General features: G+C 56.4%; 16 protein-coding genes. 7 read left to right on the top strand and 9 right to left on the bottom strand.

What is annotated here, in order from left to right:
• The first annotated feature begins 66 nt into the window (after positions 1 to 66).
• The 3 genes from CA54_RS14460 to CA54_RS14450 are packed head-to-tail and all read left to right on the top strand — an operon-like array spanning position 67 to position 3,321.
• Positions 67 to 1,281 carry a hypothetical protein gene (locus tag CA54_RS14460; protein ID WP_146371434.1) on the top strand — a complete coding sequence of 405 codons (1,215 nt, stop codon included), beginning with the start codon at positions 67 to 69 and terminating at the stop codon, positions 1,279 to 1,281.
• On the top strand, positions 1,278 to 2,810 hold the full coding sequence (locus tag CA54_RS14455; RefSeq protein WP_146371433.1) for a hypothetical protein: 1,533 nt from the start codon (positions 1,278 to 1,280) through the stop codon (positions 2,808 to 2,810). The genes CA54_RS14460 and CA54_RS14455 overlap by 4 nt, the downstream gene beginning before the upstream one ends.
• Positions 2,811 to 2,847: 37 nt before the next feature.
• Positions 2,848 to 3,321: a hypothetical protein gene (locus CA54_RS14450; RefSeq protein WP_146371432.1), complete on the top strand. Its 474-nt coding sequence runs from the start codon at positions 2,848 to 2,850 to the stop codon at positions 3,319 to 3,321.
• A 13-nt stretch (positions 3,322 to 3,334) separates the two neighbouring features.
• Here CA54_RS14450 and CA54_RS14445 read toward each other — a convergent pair whose 3' ends face one another.
• The 4 genes from CA54_RS14445 to CA54_RS14430 all read right to left on the bottom strand — a co-directional run bounded on the left by CA54_RS14445 (position 3,335) and on the right by CA54_RS14430 (position 7,741).
• Positions 3,335 to 3,802, bottom strand: a complete 468-nt coding sequence (locus CA54_RS14445; RefSeq protein WP_146371431.1) for a universal stress protein — start codon at positions 3,800 to 3,802, stop codon at positions 3,335 to 3,337.
• A gap of 129 nt (positions 3,803 to 3,931) precedes the next feature.
• Positions 3,932 to 5,461, bottom strand: a complete 1,530-nt coding sequence (locus tag CA54_RS14440) for a twin-arginine translocation signal domain-containing protein (protein ID WP_146371430.1) — start codon at positions 5,459 to 5,461, stop codon at positions 3,932 to 3,934.
• A gap of 146 nt (positions 5,462 to 5,607) precedes the next feature.
• Positions 5,608 to 6,003 (bottom strand): BlaI/MecI/CopY family transcriptional regulator, encoded by a 396-nt coding sequence (locus tag CA54_RS14435; protein ID WP_146371429.1) that lies wholly within the window; start codon positions 6,001 to 6,003, stop codon positions 5,608 to 5,610.
• A 409-nt stretch (positions 6,004 to 6,412) separates the two neighbouring features.
• The gene (locus CA54_RS14430) at positions 6,413 to 7,741 is read right to left on the bottom strand and encodes a DUF1501 domain-containing protein (RefSeq protein WP_146371428.1); all 1,329 of its coding nucleotides are present in this window, start codon (positions 7,739 to 7,741) and stop codon (positions 6,413 to 6,415) included.
• 361 nt (positions 7,742 to 8,102) lie between these two features.
• On the opposite strand from CA54_RS14430, the gene CA54_RS14425 reads away from it, so the two are divergent.
• Positions 8,103 to 9,206 (top strand): HDOD domain-containing protein, encoded by a 1,104-nt coding sequence (locus CA54_RS14425; RefSeq protein ID WP_231963066.1) that lies wholly within the window; start codon positions 8,103 to 8,105, stop codon positions 9,204 to 9,206.
• 13 nt (positions 9,207 to 9,219) lie between these two features.
• On the opposite strand, the gene CA54_RS14420 is transcribed toward CA54_RS14425, so the two are convergent.
• Complete coding sequence (locus CA54_RS14420; RefSeq protein ID WP_146371427.1) at positions 9,220 to 11,004, bottom strand: ABC-F family ATP-binding cassette domain-containing protein; 1,785 nt, start codon at positions 11,002 to 11,004, stop codon at positions 9,220 to 9,222.
• A 207-nt stretch (positions 11,005 to 11,211) separates the two neighbouring features.
• Between CA54_RS14420 and CA54_RS14415 the strand changes: the two genes are divergently transcribed.
• Both CA54_RS14415 and pruA read left to right on the top strand, forming a co-directional pair.
• A complete protein-coding gene (locus tag CA54_RS14415; RefSeq protein WP_146371426.1) occupies positions 11,212 to 12,276 on the top strand; it encodes an aldo/keto reductase in 1,065 nt (354 codons plus the stop codon).
• 204 nt (positions 12,277 to 12,480) lie between these two features.
• Positions 12,481 to 15,480 carry an L-glutamate gamma-semialdehyde dehydrogenase gene (gene pruA / locus CA54_RS14410; RefSeq protein ID WP_146371425.1) on the top strand — a complete coding sequence of 1,000 codons (3,000 nt, stop codon included), beginning with the start codon at positions 12,481 to 12,483 and terminating at the stop codon, positions 15,478 to 15,480.
• Positions 15,481 to 15,665: 185 nt separating this feature from the next.
• On the opposite strand, the gene CA54_RS14405 is transcribed toward pruA, so the two are convergent.
• From CA54_RS14405 to CA54_RS14390, 4 genes are all read right to left on the bottom strand, one after another.
• Positions 15,666 to 16,202 carry a hypothetical protein gene (locus CA54_RS14405; protein ID WP_146371424.1) on the bottom strand — a complete coding sequence of 179 codons (537 nt, stop codon included), beginning with the start codon at positions 16,200 to 16,202 and terminating at the stop codon, positions 15,666 to 15,668.
• Between the two features lie 17 nt (positions 16,203 to 16,219).
• Entirely contained in the window at positions 16,220 to 16,747 is a 528-nt protein-coding gene (locus tag CA54_RS14400; protein WP_146371423.1) for a hypothetical protein, read from the bottom strand.
• Between the two features lie 81 nt (positions 16,748 to 16,828).
• On the bottom strand, positions 16,829 to 19,300 hold the full coding sequence (locus CA54_RS14395; RefSeq protein ID WP_231963065.1) for a DUF1553 domain-containing protein: 2,472 nt from the start codon (positions 19,298 to 19,300) through the stop codon (positions 16,829 to 16,831).
• 91 nt (positions 19,301 to 19,391) lie between these two features.
• A complete protein-coding gene (locus tag CA54_RS14390; RefSeq protein ID WP_146371422.1) occupies positions 19,392 to 21,575 on the bottom strand; it encodes a hypothetical protein in 2,184 nt (727 codons plus the stop codon).
• On the opposite strand from CA54_RS14390, the gene CA54_RS14385 reads away from it, so the two are divergent.
• Positions 21,553 to 21,846 carry a hypothetical protein gene (locus CA54_RS14385; RefSeq protein WP_146371421.1) on the top strand — a complete coding sequence of 98 codons (294 nt, stop codon included), beginning with the start codon at positions 21,553 to 21,555 and terminating at the stop codon, positions 21,844 to 21,846. The genes CA54_RS14390 and CA54_RS14385 overlap by 23 nt on opposite strands.
• The last annotated feature ends 227 nt before the right edge of the window (positions 21,847 to 22,073 follow it).

The following is a 22,073-nucleotide window of genomic DNA, read 5'->3' as shown; positions in this document are numbered from 1 at the left end:
CAGCTACTGACTTTCCACCGCCCTGGCGGATATTTCTGTTCATCTCGATGCGACTCGAGCAACCACATGCCTAAATGGCTCACCAAGGCCAAAGCCGCCTTCAAAACGCCCGAACCGTTGCCGCCCGAGCCGTTCCGGTTGGTCTGCGTTTGCGGAGGGATTATCAATGGCGTCCGCCAGGAGCGTGAGCAACGTATCCGCTGCGGAGACTGCAACCATGAGATGTTCGTGCTCCCCGAAAGCGTCTATCCGCCGCCTGAGATTCGTTCTCGCGGTGTGATCGAGGAGACCGACGAAACCGAGGATGAGGTGGAGATTGTCGAGGAGCCGTCCGCATCGAGCGACGACCTGCCCCCCGGTCCTGCGGATGCGATTACGATTGCTCCCGAAAAGTTAGGCGGGAAACCATCCAAAACAGGGAAACGAAAACGGCGGAAGAATGAGGATCCGTCGGATCCGGAGAAAAGACAGTCGCCGGAGAGAGCCGATCGGCCCCAAGCGGTGGAAGTCGACCATGTGCATGGTATTCGCGACTTGCGTCAGCGGCGATTCAAAATCATCACCCCGTTTCGCGCCATCGCCGCGGGGATCTTAGTGGTGTTGCTGTTGACCGGTTATTCCGTCTTGCATTCACGCAGTGTTGCGAATGCCGAGGTCGTGCGCACGCAGGCGGGCAAACTGGGGCAACAGGCACTGGATGCGGGCGATTTGGCGACGGCATACCAAGAGTTTATAAAAGTCGACAAGGCGTTACAGATACTTGGAAGCGGCGATCCTCAATCGCAGCAGTTGCATCAATTGTTTTTAGAAGTCCGCGCGGCTGTGGAATTACTGCCGACCTCAGTGCTCGACATGGTCGCATCGGCGGTCGATGCCAGTAGCGAAACGGCGATCACCTCCTGGGAGAACCAGTTTGACCTGACCTACCGTGACAAATGGCTGGTGGTCGATACGACGGTCAGACACGACGATTCTATAGCAAAGGTCCGCATTCCAGTGCCGCTGTTATTGGAAGACAACTCGGCGTTTTTTGTTGTCGACGGCGAATCGTTTGCGGAACGGATCACCGGGGAAGGGGAGCAGCATGTGATATTTGCCGGCCGCGTGATATCCTGTCAGTCGAGCGGCACGAAACACAAAACTTGGGAAATCCGCTTGGCCGACGACTCTTTACTATTCTGGACTGATCCGCGGACTTATGAACTGCTCGGCTTTGCATTGGATGAAGAGTCGACCAAGACCTTGCGACAACAAGCCGATATGCTGGGAGTGGCGAAATGAACGTCCGCCAAGTCATAACAAGCGCTGCCATCTGTTGTTGTCTGCTGATTGGGACAGCGAACATCGCAACAGCGGCGCCGCTACGATCATTCACGGTACAGCAATTCAACAAAGTCTTCGAGAAGTTCGTGGGACTCGACGTACGCGTGATCGGCCGCAAGTCATTGGCCAGCACCCGGGAAATCGGTCTGTTGCACTGTGAAGTGCGATTTAAGTCGAAACGGCTGATGGAAAAACTGTCCCGTGATGTGGCGAAAGTACAGATCGACGGTCGTGTCGTGCGGGAGAGGAATCACTATGTGGTCTATATCAGTGCGGTGAAAACCCTGCCAAGCGACGAGGAAGAATTCCAATTGCGGAAGCGCAGCCTCAAAGAAAAATCGCTAGAAGGCTGGTACGAACTGGGCGATTGGGCGACCGGGCAGGGGACGTTTTATCAGGATGACAAGATGTCCATACTGGGACGCGAGGCCTATGCACAGGGGATTACGATAGAGCGGGCCGCTGCACGCGGCAAGGATGCGGTTCGTCTGAAGAAACTGGCTGCCAAAGCTGAGTCGTATGGTCTCTCGACAGCGCTGCGAGAGAATTTGTTGTTTGAAGCATTTGTCTTGATGCGGGATCAAGCGAATTCGGTGGCCGATTTGGGAGTCGCAATCTCAGAGGCAGCCACCGAATTGCCCGGCAGTGAAATCCCCTTACGCCAGCCACAACCGAAATTACGAAAACAGTACAAAGCCGATCCGCGAACGACCTACGAAGGAGCCTCAGCAACCCAGCGCACGCTGCTGCATCGTATCTTGATGTCCGATTTGATTTTGGCCCGTTTGCAGGACCAACTGGACAAGAATTTCGAGAACGGTTTTCAAATTGCCGATCTGATCGATCGCGAGATCCCAGAGTTTCGTGACTTGGCCCAGGAGTACCGCGATCAATCGCTGAAAGCACGTACGGAACAGGTGGCCACACTGTCGCGTGCAGACATTCTGGACCTGCAGAAGCATTACGACGATGAACAACAACCGGATAAAGGGCGAGAAGTCGTCGAAGCGTGGTTGGAACATCGCCGGAATCGACTGGACGAACAGGATACCGAGGGGTTACTGAATTTGTCTGAAGAATATGTGACGATGCTCAATCGTCCCGAGCGAGCGAGCGATTTGTTACTGACTGCTGCTGAGCGCAATCCCGGAAACGAACGAATCGAAGCCAAACTGGGCCGTTTGGGCTATCAACGGCATAACGGAAAGTGGCGTGCCCCGCGAGGCAGGGATGATCAGGACGAATCCGACATCGAGCGGGCCATGCGAGAAGGACGTCCGGTTCTCAAAATGACTGCTACGCAACTACGCAAGGCAATGGCCAGCGAGCCAGCTAAAATCTTGCGAATCGCCAGTCAGGGACAAGTGGATGAATTTTGGTTATACGGAGATTCAACCGGTTCTCAATTAGCGGTGCGATTGTCCCGTCGCGATGGAAGCCCAGAAGCGAAGGTCACTGCGATTGGGCAAGTCAAGTTGAACCCATGATGCGCCCCCCGAATTTTGATCCGAACAGGAGTGAACGGTGCCGATAGAGGTTGAGTGCGAATGTGGACACCAAATCCATATTCCCGAGGGGTGGCAGACGGCGTCGACAACCTGCCCGAATTGCGGAAGCACAGTCGCATTTGCAAACGATGATGCGGCGGACGAAACGGCTCCGGTTGCCGCTGCGCGGGCCTGTCCGGTCTGTGGAACCAAGTTCCTGCCACGCGAGCATTGGTGCACGCACTGCAAGGCCGAGCTAGACGACCTCGCTAAGTGGCGGCGTGACCCACAACTGGCCGTGGCTGCGGGAAAATGTCCAGCCTGCTGCGGAAACATGCTGCCCCGCGAGTCGGCCTGTCCGCGCTGCCAAGTTGTCGTGAAGGATTACCTCGAAGGGGTCAACAACGAGTCGGAACATGCATCGGGACGCGTTTGCCGAACTTGCGGCAAACGTTTACTGCCAAACGAAACCGCTTGTCCGCAATGTAAAACCCCGGCGGAAGTGGTGTAATGGCCTGATGCTGTTACGGCATAACGAATTCGTGTTCACCGGGGCGAACGGTCAGGACAGGGCAGGGGGCCTTGCGGACGACTCGTTCGGCGACGCTGCCCAACAGTACATGCGCTAAGCCGCCGCGACCGTGCGTCCCCAGGACGATCAGATCAATCTCCAGCTCTTTGGCATAGCGAACGATTTCTAAGAACGGCGGGCCTTGCCGCGTTGCGCGGACGACTGTGTTCTTCGCTGCCCATTCGGGAGCGGGTATTTGCAGCAAAGCCTTTTCAGCACTGGTCTGCAATTCGCCCATGTAATCGCCCGGTGGCGGAAAAGCGACTCCTGGATCGGGTACAACTCCAACTAAATCCTGCAGGACGTGTACCACATGTAACTCAGCTTTAAATTGCTCGGCAAATGCGCAAGCGTACGTCATCGCCTCTTCAGAATAGGCGCTGAAATCGGTCGGTACCAAAATGCGTTTTAACTTGATCATAGCTGGCTCCTCGTGATACGGCTTAATCTCACTGCATCCTACCGACCATCGACGGTTGAATTCAACAGCTAGCGAAATTGGTGGCGCAATGCTTGGTTGTCGACTTGTATTTCTACTGCCTTGGAATCATCAAGAACTCAATGCGGCACGCGTCCGTTGGACCAACGTGTTGTCCGCGTCTCCCGATCCGCGCAGGTTATAGACACTCGACGCTAAAAATTGATTTCGCCATGCGGGCGAGATATGGTAATAATCCTCTAAGACGGCCGAACTGAATTTGTAATCGTGCGCGTTCTTGCCTTTCATAAAGATCAGCCGCCGCGCTTCGTCGATCAACGGTTTAACCGGTTGATCAGCGTCAAGGTAACCGAGAACTTTCTCAGCCGCCACGCCGCGATCGCTGCTAACCTCCTGAAAGATCTGGGCGAGTGCAGTGGCGGAATCACTTGGCGGCGCTGCCGCTTGGAGTTGATCGATTCGCGTATCGCCCACTTTTCCACGCCCGCGCATTGCCTCACGGAAGAGCGTCAGGAACGCGGCATTTTGTAAAAGTAGCATCCGACGGGTTTTGTCGCGGCTGCTGGTGCTAAACAGATAACGTAGCGCATTCGTCGAGGTGACTGCATGCAGCGCCACAATACCAGGTTGGCGGATCAACAATTCACCGGCTCCGACGAGCAAAGCATCGTAAACCGATTGCGGAGCAATTCCCTGATTGAGCATCTGTACAACAGCATCGCAGACGTCGTCGGGTGTTCCACTACGCAAGCCTGTTAACAAGTCCGTAGTCGCTGCCGAATTGACTTCGCCGCCGGTCCATTCGGGACGGATGGTTTCGGCCAGTGCCGCGTTGGTTCGCCAAGGTCGATCGGGCGCCAGGTCGCTATCAGCGGGATTGGGTTCGTTGTGGTGGTTGAGTAATGCGTACGCTAACGACCGCAACACCGGTTCGGCATTTTGCCAGCCGATACACTGCAGCGTCCGCCAACTGTTGGCGACGTAGATTGCTTTATGTCCGATGCTGCGAAAATCGCGAGCAGCGTAGTGCGCGAACAATTCAAACACCTGATTCGAGCCGGCGGTCCGCGCCAAAGCGGCGACAGCCGCGTCAGCCCCCGCAACGTCCCAACGGTCCATCGCGGTCTTGAACGCTTTACGGGCTTGGTGCGCCGGGGGAACAGCCGCTTCGTTGACGGCCGCCATCGTCCAGTCGCCTTCGGTGATGTCGCGTTGCTGTGAATCTTTGAATTCGTCCAGCGCCCAAAAAATCGGCAACCAGCGATCCCCAGCGGGAGAGTTCAAGCTCGCCAAGTGCGCCGAATTAACCACGAGCACAGCATGGAATTTAAAACCGACCGATGGCCGCGGTTGCACATTGCGGACACCGGCCAACAACAGCGCCGCTAGGACTTCGCGATAACTGAGCCCGCCGTGAATCCTCGCCGCGACTTTCTCCAACAACTGCTCGCGCGGCGTCTCTTCCAGCAATCGAACTGTCGGTTCAATCGCAGCCCCGAAATGAACCGCCGTAGCATCCAATTTCGCCTCAGCCGCGGAGACAGTCGGTAGTTGCGTGAGAAACGACGTGCCCGTTAATCCTAATAGCCCGGTCGCTGAGGCACCCCGTAAAAAGTCCCGTCGAGTGGCGTGCGTAGACATGAATCGGTCCTCCTGGGATAAAGGCCACGGGCTTACGAGCGACGTCACCTGCCATTTTAGCAACAAACGTCAAATAAAATCAGTCTGGTCACTGGATTCCATTAGAACCCCGGCCGGATGATACGGAACATCCCAAGCTAAAACCTTCACCGCACGCCGTGCCCGCCACGGTAGTCCTTGATGGCGCGGGTTATCGCGTCCAATTCTTCAACGCTGGGCTTACCCTGCTTAAGTGCGTGGGTGATGAGTGATGCAGCGGAACCGGAGAAAGCGCGGTTGAGGAGATCCTTAACCAGTCCGCCGTTGGTCCGCTCCCGGTCAATGCGGGCTTTGTAAAGATAGGCCGAACCATGTGCCTTGCGCATCAGCAGACCCTTGTCGGTCATCGTGTTCAACAAATTCAACACGGATGAATACGCCCGCGGCCGCCGTCGTCCAAGTTGCTCCATCATTTGCCGGACGGAACACGGTTCTTCTTCCCAGAGCACTTGCAGAACTTCGAGTTCCTTGGGTGTAGGATAGGGAAGCTGGGGTCGGGCCATGGGACTCAAATGCCATGAGGAATCTGACGCAACGATTAGAGCGGAATTCTACTGCCGGCAACGTCACTGTCAACGGCAATCCATCGGGCGAGGCCGCTAGGTGCGAGTTCCCGCTCGTAGTGCATAGGCCGCTCCCGTTGGTCGCTGTGCTATGTGGAAGTCGTATGGGCGAGGATGTGACCTCCTCGACGCCACCGAAGCGACTCGTAAAAATCTTGCCCGAGTGGCAGACTGCAAGAACTCAAAAGTGTATGGGCGATCTGGTGATAGGGATCGTCACTTGCCCGTGCGAAATCCCTCACTCCGGCTCTCTCCCAGAGGGAGAGGGGGAAATAGAATCATTGCGCAGCGACCAACGGGAGCGGCCTAAAACAAACCGAGCGGCAGCTCGAACCAAGCGGCCGTGCCGCTAGGTGAGTTCGGAGATGATTCTTGCGCTGCCGGGCAGGATAGGTACGGTTGCTCCGCCGGCGCGGCGAATGAAGCGGTGCGGTTCGACGCCCAGGTTGTGATACAACGTCGCCAACACGTCTTGGTAGTGCACGGGACGGGTTTGCGCTTCGCCGGCGATTTTGTCAGTCGAACCGATCACCTGCCCCGTTGGCATATTGCCGCCGGACAGCAGGGCATGGCTGACCCGCGCCCAGTGATCGCGTCCGGCTTTGTCGTTGATTTTTGGTGTGCGACCGAATTCACCCCAGACGACGACGGAGACGTCTTGATCCAGTCCGCGGTCATAAATATCTTGCACGAGCGCCGAGACACCTGTATCGAAGAGCGGCAGATGTTTTTTCAAGTGACCGAAATTATTGCCGTGGGTATCCCAGAATCCATATGCCACCGTGACGCAGCGGACACCCGCTTCGACAAGTCGGCGGGCGGCCAGTAGTTGGTCGTTCCACATCGGGGCTCCGTCGCCCAGGTGCTTTGCGGAACCTTTACCGTATCGTTCACGGAGTCGTGGGTCTTCGTTTTCCACGTCGAGCGCGTCGACCAGTTTGCTGGAGGTCAAAACGCTGAAGGCCCGTTCGTAATTCGAATCGACGCCGCTCAACTGTTCGTTGTCCACCTGGCGGCGATAATCATCGAGACTGGCGAGCAGTTTTTGACGATTGTCGAAACGGCCCCCTTCGATATACCGCAACTTCATACTGGCCAGATCTTCGCCATCGGCTTTGATGCCGGCATGCGTAGGGCCTAGGACTCCCGAACCGGGACTGTTGTAGGGACGGTGCTGCATCGTTGGAAACAGGTCGACGAACGCGGGCGTGACTCCATCGGCCGAGCCGACTTCGTGGGAGATGATCGAACCGAAACTCGGGTGGCCGTCTCGCTCGCTTTCACCTTTGGGAAAGCCAGTCACATTTTGAAAGCTGGAATGTTCGTCGCGGAGTCCGACGATCGAGCGAATTACTGCGATCTTGTCCATCAGTTGCGCCGTCTTGGGCAACAGATTCCCCACTTGAATGCCGGGAACGTTACTGTCAATCGGTGTGAACTCGCCGCGAATCCCGTCGGGCGCATCGGGCTTGAGGTCGAAGGTATCTTGGTGCGAAAGGCCCCCGGTCAGGTAGACCATAATCACCGAATGCTTGCGCGTTCCCGTTCCAGCAGCATCTTCGGCGGCGAGGAGTTGCGGCAGGCTCAACCCGCCGACAGCCAGGCTGCCAATTTGTAGAAACGAGCGGCGCGACAATCCGTCACAATACGGCGCACTTGATCCCAACAGCGTTAACATCGAAGTCCCTTAAAACTGGTCGCGGTACAAACCTGCACAACAGAGACAGCGTGCCCAATGCATGCAGTATCTTTGATGCTTTCATTCTACGTCATCGGCAGGTCGGGGCATAGTCTACATAAAATGAATTCAGGCCGAATCAGGGCGATTTTCGGGTCGCGAAAGTCGCTGTTTCAAGAAACGACCGCAAGTGGTCGGCTGTGGATTTCCGGTCCTTGCCGATGTTGCTGCGCTGAAGTAAAGGCCTACCTAAAGTTGCGTTTGCGCAAAGCTGAGACCCAACTGGCGCGGTTTTATCGAAGATAACGTCTACTCAACGGTCCGACCCCATAGAAACCCTAAGTGATCGAGCGAGCCCCCAATGATCGTGAACTATACTTTCAGCGATGATGCAGCGCACTTGGTCCAGCCGCGCGGAGTCGGGTTGGCATGGGACCGCATCACGCAACCAAACGTGCCTTGCGGGCTGATTGATTCTCCTCGATTTCAGATGTTGGATTTCCTCATGGCGGATATTGCATGGTCGTCGATTCTTGACGAGTCATTGGGAAGTTTTACGCTGGCTGAATTGCCGCCGACGTTGGAACTCCCCGCACTGCCGCACGCGGTGACGCAATTCACCGAAAAAGCGGGGCAAGATGAAGTCGACTTACTGGAGCTGGCAAAGATCGTCGAGACCGACACTGGACTGACAGTTGAGTTGCTCCGGCATGTGAATTCGACCTATGTCGGCCTACGCAATAAAGCCAAATCCGTGCATCAAGCGATGTCGATGCTGGGCTTACGGCAAACCAAAAACTTTGTGATCACCACTGGCATGCGGGGAGCCGTGCAGTCACGGCAATCGAAACTGATCAATCAATCGTCGTTCTGGAATGCGAACCTGCAAAAAGCTTTGTTTGCGCGCGAAGTTGCTAAGCTGTTGAAGACTGATGAAGACATCGCGTTCTCCGGTGCGTTGTTGCAGGATTTTTTGATGCCGGTCCTCACCAATGACTTGATGACTGAATACATGCAATTCATTCAAACCCGCGAGCAACAAACGCAGGGATTGCCGGAATTTGAGCAAGCGGTATTTGGCTGGGACCACGCCATCGCCAGTGCCTGTTTGGCGCGTCGTTGGAAATTGCCCGATGAACTAGTGTGTTGCATGCTGACCCACCACTACGGCTTGCGAATTCTGGGGCACCCCGTCTTGGGCCGGTCACCCGCGGCCGCTGTGGCGCTTTCCGCCATGCTCCCCGATCAACTGCGCCAAAGTCGCCTCGGCTTGGATCTGTTGCAACGTCTGCAAACAAAGTGGAAAGCGTTTGATCTGATCGCTATCGCAGAAAAGGTCGACGCGCTGCACGAAGAAAATGCCATGGGCGTCAAAAACGACTTTCCCTTAGCGAGGCGCTGCCAAGCTGCGGCGAACAGCGCCGAAGCATATGCTGACGGAACCTTGACGCGGCTTGCGTCATAAGACAAGCCCGCTCCTAAAAAGCCGATTCCAGTTCTTCTTGCAATTCGCACCATCGCTCTTCCGCTTCTGCAAGCTTATCTTCCAACAGTTTCACTTCATTGTGCAATCGCAGTGCTTCGTCTGGATCAGTTTCTGTGAGCAGTTGTTTGCTCAACGAGGTCTTCTCGTCATCGAGTCGGGCGATGGCTTTTTCGGTTTTGGATTGCTCTTTGCGTATTTTACGTTCATCGCGGCGGGCGGTTTTGGCGGCGGCTTTCATCGGTTTTCCGGGCAGCGCCTTGGCCATCGACGCATTGCGTTCTCGTTCGCCGTCGTCGATTTCCTTGTTCACCGCGAACAGATACGCCTCGTAATCCCGGCCATAGTTGTTCACATGACCGTCGCGAACTTCGATGATGCAGGTGGCGACCTGTTTCATGAAGTGCCGGTCATGGCTGGTGAAAATGACCGTCCCTTGATAATCGACCAACGCCGTCGCCAGCGCCTCGATCGTGTCGACATCCAGATGGTTTCCCGGTTCGTCCAGCACGAGCACGTTATGTTCGCCGAGCAACAGTCCCGCCATGCAAAGCCGCGCTCGTTCGCCCCCTGAAAGCACCGAAACCGTCTTGTTGACGGCGCCGCCGCGAAACAACATCGAGCCGGCGACTTTCAAAATCGCCTGTAGCGGCGTACCGGGGAGCGCGTGGTATTCCAGATATTGCTGGACGGTTTGTTCCGGCGGCAGGCTGGTATAAACGTGTTGCGCGTAGACACCCACGTCGCAATGATATCCCCAACGCACGCTCCCCGCATGCGGTTTGAGTGAGTCGACGAGTGTGCGCAGAAACGTCGTTTTACCTTGGCCGTTGTCACCGACAATCGCCGCCCGCTCACCATATTCGATCTCGATGTTGATTCCCGTCGCCACGGTGTGGTCGGGGTATCCGATGGCAAGCTTCTCGCAACGAATTGCTGCCCCCTTGCGCGGCTCGACGATCGGCGTGCGGATAAATGCGTTCGGCTCTTCGCTTTCGATCTCCGTAACCTGCAACCGTTCGAGTTGTTTGGCCTTGGAGCGCGCTTGGGACGCCGTATTGGCATTGGCGCGATTTTTGTCAATAAAGCGTTGCAGTTGTTTTTGCTTGGAGACCACAGCGGCGTTGGTCCGTTCGTCGCGTATCCGGGTCTCTTCGACCATGTCGAGATAGGCGTTGATCGGCCCGGGATACATCGTCAACTTGCCGCGGGTGAGATCCAGAGTGTGCGCGCACGTGGCATTCAAAAATGCCCGGTCGTGCGAGACGATCAAGCACGCCTGTTTGTAATGCCTTAAAAAGTGCTCTAACAAAATCTGCGTACGGAGGTCGAGAAAGTTTGTCGGTTCGTCCAACAGCAGCAAATTTGGTTCGTGCAGCAGCAGCGCGGCGAGTTTGACACGCGTTTGCCAACCACCGGACAGCTCTTTGACGGGGCCTTCGAGATAGGCGCCCTTCAATTCGAATTCGCCGGCGACCTCGCCGCACTTCCAATCGGGTTGCTCGCTATCGCGCATCAGAAAATCGAGCGCGGACTCTCCCGCTTTGAACGGATCGTGTTGACGCAAATAGCCGAGTTTGAGTTGCGGGTGGCGAATGACTTCGCCGCTGTCCAGCTCCTCATCCCCCAGCAGAATCCGCAACAACGTCGACTTGCCGGCACCGTTGCGGCCAACAAACCCGACTTTGACATCGTCAATGATCGTCGCTTCGGCGCCGTCTAGGAGCGTCTGTTCACCATAACTCTTGTGAGCGTCTCTAATTTGCAGCAATACAGCCATTCGATCTCAGTTCTCAACCTCAAATCAGGGGGGGATGCGGCAGATAATAAAGGCTCAGACGGCAGCGGTAAAGGCGGCTAGCACACCGGAATCGCATTGATTTTGAAGGATTTTGCCCCGATAATCGGTTTGCAAGCGTTTGTTGCGAACCGCTGGGGGGATGAGACCCCATTTTTCCACTCACATTCGACGAAACGAGACACCTAAATGCCATCACCCAACGGAGAGCTGAAACGCCGTGAATTCCTGAAGTCGGGAGTGGTCCTCGGTGGAGCGACGACCGCGATGTCCGGTGGGATTTTTTCGTCTCAGGCCTGTGCAGCGGACAAGGGGAAAGCCGCTGACCAAGCCACCGCGATGCCCGTCAAAGCCTTCGGAAAAACGGGATGGAAGATGCCGGTTTTGGGCATGGGCGGCTCGGCGATGATCAAGCAATGGAACAAGGAATATGGCGTCGGCGTGCTGCCGTTGGAAGACCGGGTCGCCATGGTCCGATATGCCTACGACCGCGGTGTACGATATTTCGACACAGCTCGCGTCTACGCCGAAAGCGAATCGATCATGGGGCAGGGGCTGAAAGGGGTTCGCGAGAATGTTTATCTCGCCACAAAAATTGCCGACCCGCGGCCGACACACACCCGCGCCAGTCTGGAAAAATCGCTGAAAGAATTGCAGACGGACTACGTTGATTGTGCCCAAATCCACAGCCCGGCGATTGAAAAAGCGGGATTCGCGGGGGCAATGAAAATCCATGAACAATTGCTCAAGCTCAAAGACGAAGGACTCGTACGGTTCATTGGGCTGACAACACACGTTGCCTTTGAGGAAGTGGCCAAACTGGTCGCCACCGGGGGCTTTGATCAGGTCCTGCTGGCTTACGCTTACTTCAATCGTGGATTGGACACGATGTTGTCCCACCGAAATCTCCAACATCGGGCCGTTTGCTTGGCCAAGGCGCACGAGTTGGGTATGGGGATCGTCTCCATGAAAGTTATGGGCGCAGGCGTGTTCAGTCACAATTCCGGAAACGTGGTCCCCGGCTTCGCCGCCAACCGCCTCCCCCAATTGCCCGGTGCAGCCATTCGATGGGTCCTGAACGACGAGCGGATTTCGATGCTCAACATCGGCATCTCGATCCCTCAGGACATTGATGACAACATCGCCGTTCTGTCCGAAAATTTGAAGCTCACCAACAAGGACCGACGCCTATTAGCCGAATTCTCCGGAGAAGCCTACGAAGCCAAACCGTTCAGCGAGATGAAAACGGTATGACACAATGACGTGGGACTTGAAGCCGTTTGGCTCCAGAGCAATCGGCATCGCTCCCGCATTCTGTAATTACCAAAACTCGGCTGGCTACCAAATTGCCGGGGATTTGTTAAAACAGGCTTTTGCTCGGCGCGCTTATCTGCGCGCGGAGGCGGGCGGCAGAGGGTATGAATTCACCGATGTGCAACTGGCGGAGACCTTTAACGCGTGGCAAGGACGAAGAAAACTGATCCCGGCAAAGCCGTCGAAGAGACGACGCAACGGATCGGTCGGCAAATATTCGCACAATTGGAGCGGCGGACGCCCTCGATTTTTGAGCGGCGGTGGTGGGACGACCGTATCCTCTCGTGGGCCATGTCCGACGAGTCGGTGAAGGTACAGATGTTCCGCTTCATCGACGTGCTGCCGATGCTGCACACGCGGGAATCGATCACGCGGCATCTGCAGGAGTATTTCGACGAGGTCCGCACACATTTCCCCAAAACCGTTCGATTGGCGCTCGATGTCAGCCAACCCGATTCGTTGCTGGGACGGGCATTGGCCTTTGGGGCGCGAAGCAATGCGCGGCGGATGGCCGAGCGGTTTATCGCCGGGACGACGGTTGATGAAGTATTGACCTCCGTCAGCCAACTCCGCCGCCGCGGTTTCGCCTTTTCGCTCGATTTGCTGGGCGAAGCGGTGATCAGCGAGAACGAAGCGGAACTGTACCAGCAGGCCTATTTGGACCTGATTGCCGGTTTGGCGCCAACGGTCAATGAGTGGCAAGAGAACTCAAAGATAGACGTCGACCCGCAGGGACCGGTGCCGCGGATCAATGTCTCCCTCAAATTGTCCGCCCTGTACAGCCAATTCAAACCGATCGATCCAGCCGGAACCAGCGCCGGGGTCAAGGAGCGGCTGCGGCCGATTTTGCGACAGGCCCGTGAAAACCACGGCTATGTGCATGTCGATATGGAGCACTATGCCTATAAGGATCTCACGATCGAGATCTTCAAACAGGTGCTGATGGAGCCGGAGTTCCGCGACTATTCCGATGTGGGAATCGTGATTCAGGCCTATTTGCCCGATGCTGAACGGGACCTGACCGACTTGATCAAGTGGTCCAAAAAACGGGGCACGCCGGTTTGGGTGCGTTTGGTCAAGGGGGCGTATTGGGATTTCGAAACGGTGCATGCCCAAGCCGCCAATTGGCCGATTCCGGTCTATCAACAAAAGTGGCAATCGGACGCCGCTTTCGAGCGCTGCACGCGGTTGTTGATGGAAAATCACGAGTTACTCCGTCCGGCATTCGGCAGCCATAACTTGCGGAGCTTGTCGCACGCGATCGGCTGGGCCGAAGAGTTGGGCATCCCGAAAAACGCCTTTGAAATTCAGATGCTGTACGGCATGGGCGGCGAGCCGGCGCAGCTGTTTGCCGAGCAAGGATATCGCGTGCGGGCTTATACGCCCTTCGGCGAGATGATACCCGGCATGGCCTATTTGGTGCGGCGATTATTAGAAAACACCTCAAACGATTCGTTCCTCCGGGCGAGTTTTGCGGAAGACGTTTCGGTGGAGAATTTGCTGATGAAACCTGATGATGTCGGCGCTGCGGCGCCACCGCTGGAAGAGATCCCGATGCCGGAATTCGTGAACGAACCACTGACCGACTTTAGCCGCCCCGAATCCCGCGACGCCATGCAACATGCGATCGATGAAGTGGAATCGCAATTGGGCGAAGATTATCCGTTGGTGATCGGCGGACGGCGGATTGATACGCGGGAAATGATTATCTCGCGCAATCCCGCCGATAGTGCACAGGTGGTGGGTAAAGTCGCCTCAGCAACCGACGACGATGTGCTAAACGCCATCGATGCGGCCCGCGATGCATTTCGCCTGTGGGCGGCGACCGAGGCGAACTATCGGGCGGAATATGTGGAATTGATCGCGGACAAAATACGCGAGCGGCGTTTTGAACTGGCCGCCTGGATGGTGTTCGAATGCGGCAAACCATGGGCCGACGCGGATGCCGATGTCGCCGAAGCGATCGACTTTTGCAATTACTACGCCGGCCACATGCGGACTTTGGCCGAGCCGCAGCAATGCGACGTGCCGGGTGAAGAGAACTCCTATTTCTACAAGCCGCGCGGCGTGGTGGCCGTCATCGCACCGTGGAATTTTCCGCTGGCCATTTTGACCGGCATGACCGCCGCGGCCATCGTCGCCGGGAATACCGTGATCATGAAACCGGCCGAACAATCCTCTGTGATCGCCTCGAAGTTGATGGAGATCATTGAGGATGTGGGGATTGATCGCGGCGTGGTCAATTATCTCCCCGGTGTCGGCGAGGATATTGGGGCGGACTTGGTCGGAAGTCCCGATATTTCGCTAATTGCTTTTACCGGTTCACAAGAAGTCGGTTTGGCGATCAACGAACAAGCTTCGGCGGCTGACGACCGGCAACAAAGCGTGAAGCGGGTGATTGCGGAAATGGGGGGCAAAAACGCCATCATCGTCGACGAGGATGCCGACTTAGACGAAGCGGTCGTTGGCGTGATGCATAGCGCCTTTGGATACTCGGGCCAAAAGTGCTCCGCCTGTTCGCGGGTGATTGTGCACGAAGCGGCCTACGATGATTTTCTGCAACGGTTGGTCGGTGCGACGGAGAGTTTGAAAATCGGCAATCCGACTGATCCGGCAACAGCGGTCGGACCGGTGATTGATGAAGAAGCACAGCAGCGGATCCTAGAAACGATTTCCGAAGCCAAGGAAGAGGAGATCGAAGTCGCGCTCGAATGCGATCTGGGTGATTTGGCCGAGTCGGGCTATTACGTTCCGCCCACGATTTTCTGCGATGTCGATCCCGATTCGACCTTGGCCCAGGAAGAAATCTTCGGCCCCGTGTTAGCGGTCATTCGCGCAGCTGATATTGACCAAGCACTCGACATCGCCAACGGCACGCGGTACGCCCTAACCGGCGGCGTCTTTTCCCGCAGCCCGGAAACGCTCAAACGCGTCCGGCAGCGGTTTGACGTGGGCAACTTGTATTTGAACCGCGGCATCACGGGAGCCATGGTCAACCGTCAACCCTTCGGCGGCTTCCGCATGTCAGGCATCGGCTCAAAAACGGGCGGCCCGGATTACCTGCAACAATTCCTGCTGCCGGTGAACGTGACGGAAAACACGATGCGGCGCGGCTTCGCGCCGGAGCCGGATGCGGAGAAGTAGTGGTCGAGTGGCCGGTGGTCAGTGGCCGGTGGTCAGTGGCCAGAAGCCCCCCCCCGGCAGAGCCGGGGGCTGAGGGAATTTTGACGCCCCATATTAGCCCCCGGCTTTGCCGGGGGGCGGGGTGGACGCTGGCGGAGTGGGCCATTTCCGATGCGGTCGGCAGAATTTGCCTTGGAATTCGCGTGTTAAAACGGCCAAATGCCTTCGGCTTGCCAGCGGGTGATATCATCGGGTCTGACGCTATCGAAAGCTTCACCTGCTAATTCTCCATCATCATACCTAAATCGGTATTCTCGGTATCGAGGCGTCGCAAGCCCTTCGACTTCTAGCAGGATGAAACGGGTGAGAAGGGAATCACTTTTCAGGAATCGGATTTCTCGGAACTTAGCGGCAGGCGAGTCACCGACTGAAAAAGAACTTGCGAGCATGCCGTCTCCGACTATGTGAACCTTCCCCGATGTTGTATCAGAGATTAGGCCCACAACGTGCAAAGGGTCGAAGGCAACGGTGGGGTCGTGTTGTGTATACTGTTCCAGGATGTCGCCAGCTGAAGCGGGACTCAGGTCGATGATCTCTTGGATCAAGCGCACTTTGTCTTCCGCCGACGGGGCGCGCTGCAGTTGCGTCACCATACGCCGTTGGCGATAACTTGGATGCATCGCTACGACTGCTACGAACGTGATAGCAATCGCTGCGGCGATATAGATCCCCCATTGTTTCATGAGCGCATGCCTTCAATTTAAAACGGCCAGATGCCTTCGGCTTGCCAGCGGGTGATATCGTCGGGACGCACGTCGTCGAATATCCGGGCCCCCGCTCCACCGTCATACTTAAAGCGGTATGTGGAATATCTTGGTGTTGCCAGCCCTTCTCGTTCTTGAAGTACAAATCGGGCAACGCGCTCGGTGCTTCGCAGCAAATGAACTTCTTGAAATTTGTGGACCGGAGTTCCGATCCGAAAACTTCCGGCGACACCGTCTCCCACTTCGTAGACATCCCCCGAAGTCGTATCAGAAACTAGGCCCACAATGTGCCGAGGGTCGATGGCAACGGTGGGATTTTGCAGTGCATACTGTTCCAGGATGTCATCAGCTGAGGTGGGATCCAAGTCGATAATTTCTTGGATCAAGCGCGCCTTGTCTTCCGCCGAAGGGGCGCGCTGTAACTGCGTCACCATACGCCGTTGGCGATAACTTGGATGCATCGCCACAACTGCCACCAAGGCGATCGCAATCGCTGCGGCGATGTAGATCCCCCATTGTTTCATGAGTAGTTGCCTTCGGTAGCATGAAAAACGGCCCGCGAATCTAACTAAAAATCGCGGGCCGTTTTTGGTTGCTGACGGGAATTAGTGTTGGAACAAGAATTCCTTCGAGTTCAACAATGCCCAGCCGACGTCTTCCAACGTCATGCGGCGCTCTTTGTCCTTGGTTTCACCGACATGTTTGATGGCGGCGGCCAATTCTTCTTCGGCGGGTTGCCGGCTGAGGGCAGCCAGGTACAACTCGGTGATGATCGTGGCATTGTCTTTGCCGGCGGCGATGGCTGCGGCGATGCGGCCTTTGTCGTCACGCAACTTGTTGTGCACGACCGGTCCGTTGATCATCTGCAGTGCTTGCGACAGGTTCGATTCGTTGCTGCGTTCGCAGGCACAGGCCATTTCGCGTTGCGGTTGGCCGAAGATCTTCAAGAAGTAGTGATCGGTGGGCGGATCGGGCAATTCGACGGCACGGAAGCCGACCGGCAGCCCTTTGAAGTTTTCCGGAACCGACGTCACTTGGCAAATCGCGTCGAGCAACTGCTCGGCGCTGAGCATGCGGGTACCGGCGTGCGAGTTGTAGATTTCGTCGGTGTCGTTGAAATCGTTTTTCCGCGAACTGAGCTGGTAGGTCCGGCTGTTCATGATCGTGCGAATCGCCCATTTGCGGCTGTAGTTATTCGCAATGAAATCTTCGGCCAACTTGTCCAGCAGCGGTGCGTTCGAGGGGGGATTGGAATCGCGGAAGTCATCGACCGGTTCGACGATGCCTCGTCCCATCAGGTGTCCCCAAATGCGATTGACGGCCACCTTGGCGAAGAAGGGATTGTCCGCAGCAGTCAGCCATTCGGCGAAGACTTCGCGGCGATCCTGACCCTCGGGAACATCGACGTCCCCCTTGAGCAACAGGTGCGGCTTCATGGTTTGTCCGGTCCGAGGTTGTTTGACCTCACCGGAGTTGCTGACGAAGATGATCTCGTCGTCCTTCTCAAAACCGGTCTTGCGACCGACGCGGGCGAAGACGGCGCCGATGCCGTAGTAATTGTCCTGCGTCCACTTCTCGAAGGGATGGTTGTGGCATTTGGCACATTGAATGCGAATGCCGAGGAAAAGTTGCGCCGTAGTTTCGGTGGCATCCAACGGATCGCGGCTGGCCCGCCAATAGTTAGCCGGCGGGTTCTCAAAAACGCTTCCCTGTGCGGTTAGCAGTTCCCGCGTGAATTGATCAATGGGTTTGTCGGTACGGACAGCGTCATAAATCCAACGGCGGAATTTGTGCACGCCTTTGGCGTTGAGCTTTTTACTGTTGGACCGCAGGATGTCGCCCCATTTGAGCGTCCAGTACGAGGCAAAATCGTCGGTGTCCAACAAATGGTCGATCAGTAGTGCGCGTTTGTTTTCCTCCGAACGGCTGAGGAAAGCTTGCGATTCTTCGATCGTGGGGAGCCGTCCTGTCGTATCCAAATAGGCACGGCGGAGAAATTCCTCATCCGAACAAAGCTCCGATGGCAGGATTTGTAGTTGGTTCAGTTTGGCGAAGACCAGCGAATCGACGAAGTTGTTTTCGGGAGGATTATTCCAGGCAAACCCTTCGACGTCATCCAGGAAGGTGATGTAAGAGGTCTCCATCTTGTCCAAATAGCGGACCAACACGGCGGACTCGCCCCGTGTATGTTTGGAGACCAGACCGGCGTCACCCACCGTGGCGACCGATTCATTGGACGAACTGTACACGGCAATGGCTGTGACGTCGCGGACGGTGCCATCACTGAAGTGTGCATCGACGCGGAGTTGTTGGCGGTCGCTGCCGGGTTGGAAGACGCGTTTGCTAGGGAAGACTTCGACTTTGACGACTTCCGGAGCGGATTCGGGATCGAGCCGCAATCCTTCACCAATCCAGTCGCGGAGGATTTTGTAAGCGGGTTCAGATTTGCGTAGTCGTCGTCCGCCGCCATGGGCAACTTGCATCAGCGGTTTGGTGAGAATCAGACTTTCTTCCGGAGCCATCGCATTGGTGCGGCGGCCGAAGAATTCGGTGCGAAGCGTGACGATATCGAGGGCGGGATCATAACCACGCAACGACAACCGAAAACCGGCTTTACCCGAGGGAGAACCGTGGCAGGCCCCCATGTTGCAACCCGCTTTGGAGAGGGCGGCGATGGTGCCGTTTTTGAAGCTGACTGGTGAAGGGGTTTCCATTCCCGCAACAGTGACGGCGATTTTAGCAGTTTGTCCGCCAGCGGTTGCGGTGATTTCCGCCGTTCCGTTGGCGACTGGCAGAGCAACACCGTCAACGACTTTGACGATGGCTTCGTTGGACGACGTGAACTGGGCAGCCCCCGTCAAATCCCGGACGTTGTTTTCAGAGAGAATACCCGACACCTGCAGTTGCTGTGTCGCCCGGGCACCGTTGAGTTGGACCTGTGCCGGTTTCATGACGAGTTGGGACGGATTGCCGATCTCTTGTCCGCCCCAAGCAACAGGGCATTGGGCCAAAAGCAGGGCCATACCACAGCACATGATCAGGGACGGAAACCGGAGTTTCTGTTCGGGCAGCCGCATGACTCGTATCTCCATGTGATTTGAACCTAAATTCGTGTGCGGGGATTCCGTACCGGGCGTTTTCACAATTCTGCGATTCGTCGTTGCCGTCTTACTGCACCGTCAATTCAAAGGCCGGGGATTTTCCCGGAATTTTGGTTTTGCCAACCAGACCTTCACCCTGACTTGTCGTGTTTTTCACAATTCCGACAGCAGCATCTGCGGCAGCGGTCAGTTCGACTTCCACCTCGTTTTTACCAGCCTCGATTGTGGCCGGTGCTGCGGTGACACCTTTGGGTAGATTAACAAATGTTAATATAATGGGGCCAGTGTAAGCGGGGTTTCGCACGGCGGTTACCTTGATTTTCGCTTTGGCGCCGCGCGCAATCGTTATATTTTCCGCACTGAGCGAGTAGGGGGCCTGCAATCTGATGCGGATTCCCGGTGCGGCTTGCGAGCTGCTGGCTTTGCCTTTTTTGCCGGTTCCGTTGAGCACAATGGTGAATTCGCCCAGCGGTGCTTTGGCTTTGGCTGAAATCACGATGGCGATTTCGTTTTTGCCCTTCGCGATCGGTTTGGCTGCGACGGCGACTTCCGGGGGTAGGCCAGCTTTGGCCGGTTCGACTGCCAGGGCGATGGCTTCGCCGAAGTCTTTTGTGCGATTCGCTTTAACGATCACCGTTGCACTGAGATCCGGGCCAAGCACGACCGTTGCCGGATCGCTGGTCAGAGTAAAGAAGTTCGGCGCGGGCGCTGCCGCCAGGGCAACTTTCTCCGCCAAATTCAAAGGCGGCCAGGGCATGGCGCTGAATAGGCCTTGTTGGGCAGTGGTGGCGGTGGCAACGGCTCGGTAATCGGCGTCGCCGATCTTGGCCGTGCCAATGAGGCGAATCTGGGAGATTGCTCCAGCGGCGGTTGCCCCGTTTTGAATCGTGACGACTGCATTGGGTCGGCCGGGACCGATGACGGTTGGCGTCACAGTCACTCCCTCGGGCAGGTTTTCACCCGAAATCTCGATGGGGCCGTTGTAATCGCGGCGCGTGGCGGTCACGGTGACGAACGCAGTTCCACCGGCCGGGACATTGATGGTTTCCCCGGAGGTCGACAAATCAAAGCCGGGCTGATACGGAGTCGTGGTGATGCGGTAAGAGAATTCCGGTCCGCCGCGGCGATGCAGGTCTTGGACTTCCAAGACATAGTCTCCCTCGGCGGGGAAAGTGTGGTTGATCAATGCGTCGTTTTTGCCGGAATCCTCGGCGATGGCCAATTGTTTGCCGGCCGCGTCCAGCAGACGGACGTGCAAGTCGGTTGGAGCTCCCTGGCGACGGGTGTAGCCGGTGAAGAGAAATCGCTGCCCTTTGGCTGCCTTAAAAATAAAGCGATCAATATCGCCGGGGGTTTCGAAACGCCCGTTGAGATTGGCTCCCAATGCGACACGTGTCGCTTGGGGCAGGTCGTTGTTCGGTTCTTGCTCGACTGCTTCGTCCTGGGGGCTGACTGCCAATACGGTGAAACCGCTGCTTTGACCATCCGCAGATTTTGCCGCCACTGGCATCCATTTGATGGATGGATCGGAGGGAACGTTGACGCTGATCGGTTGTGCGTCGCGGAGATGACTACCGGCAAATCCGATCGTGGCGGTCGTACCCGCTTTGGCTCCCATGGGATAGGGGGCGCTGACACAAGGAAAATCGCCGATGCGCAAACGATAACGGTGTCCTGCTCCACCGGTGTAGCTGATGTCGCGTAGCTCGAGATAATATTCGCCGGCGTCTTTGAAGGTGTGGCACAAACGGGCGTCCCCCATTGTGCCGGCTGCGTCGTCGCTATAAGCCAACTCGCGTCCGGTGGCATCCAAAATGCGAATCAACGGGTCGAGCGGTGAACCAATGCGGCGAGCCAGGACTTCAAACGAGACCGTTTGTCCCTGCTCGACGGAGAATTTGTAAAAATGCCGCGAGAGGGCGTCGACCGTTCCATCGACCGCGATGGGTAACGTCAACGGTTGTGCGGCGCCGGTGGAGTTGTTTGGTTTTTTCTCAGCCACCGACGCTAGATCGTCGACCAGAAACAAGACCGGTTTGGAAACACCTGTGGGAGTCACGGCGCGGATTGCATGGATTCCGGCGGGAGTTCCTTCGGGGACGGTAATGCGATAGGTCACTTGAGCGGCGTTGGTGCCGTTGTCTTTCACATCGGGAGACAAAGCGGCTTCAGCGGGAAAGCTGGTCCAGAGTTGCGTGGGACCGGCAAGGTTGCCTCCCTTGAGCACGATGTCGACGGCAGCCCCCGGCATGGCCGCTTGGGGGGAAGTTGAAGTTATCGACGGTTGTTGTGCGGAGACGATTGTGGGAACGGCGATCAAGGCACAGAGCACGAACCCGGTCATCGAGAAAAAACGGGCGGAAACCGTCATCGGCACATACTCCGGAATGAAAACGCGGGGCGTGATGGTGTTCGCTTTAGAAATCGTCGAAAACGATTCCTCGATCACGAACTTGGGGAGTCAGCATCCGTCGCCAACACATCTGTGGGAAATCGCAACAGTCGACTATTTAAGTGTCTAGGAACAGCCGACAAAGCCGCAACACATCATCCTATCATCATAAGTTGACGCAACCCCGTTCGTCAAAGGAAAAACGGACTTTCAGGTCAATCTTACCCATGAATATCAGTGACAGATTTCTGAGGGTCTGAGCCAAACGGCGAGTGAAAACGTCCCCTCAGGTCATGTTTTAGAAGAAGTGCGTGAGAAAAACTGCCGGAACAGAGCCAACGAGCGAGCCGACCTATC

The organism is Symmachiella macrocystis (assembly GCF_007860075.1).
Lineage (GTDB): Bacteria > Planctomycetota > Planctomycetia > Planctomycetales > Planctomycetaceae > Symmachiella > Symmachiella macrocystis.
Note: the sequence above shows the minus strand (reverse complement) of the source record. Positions and strands in the feature narration are given on the sequence as shown.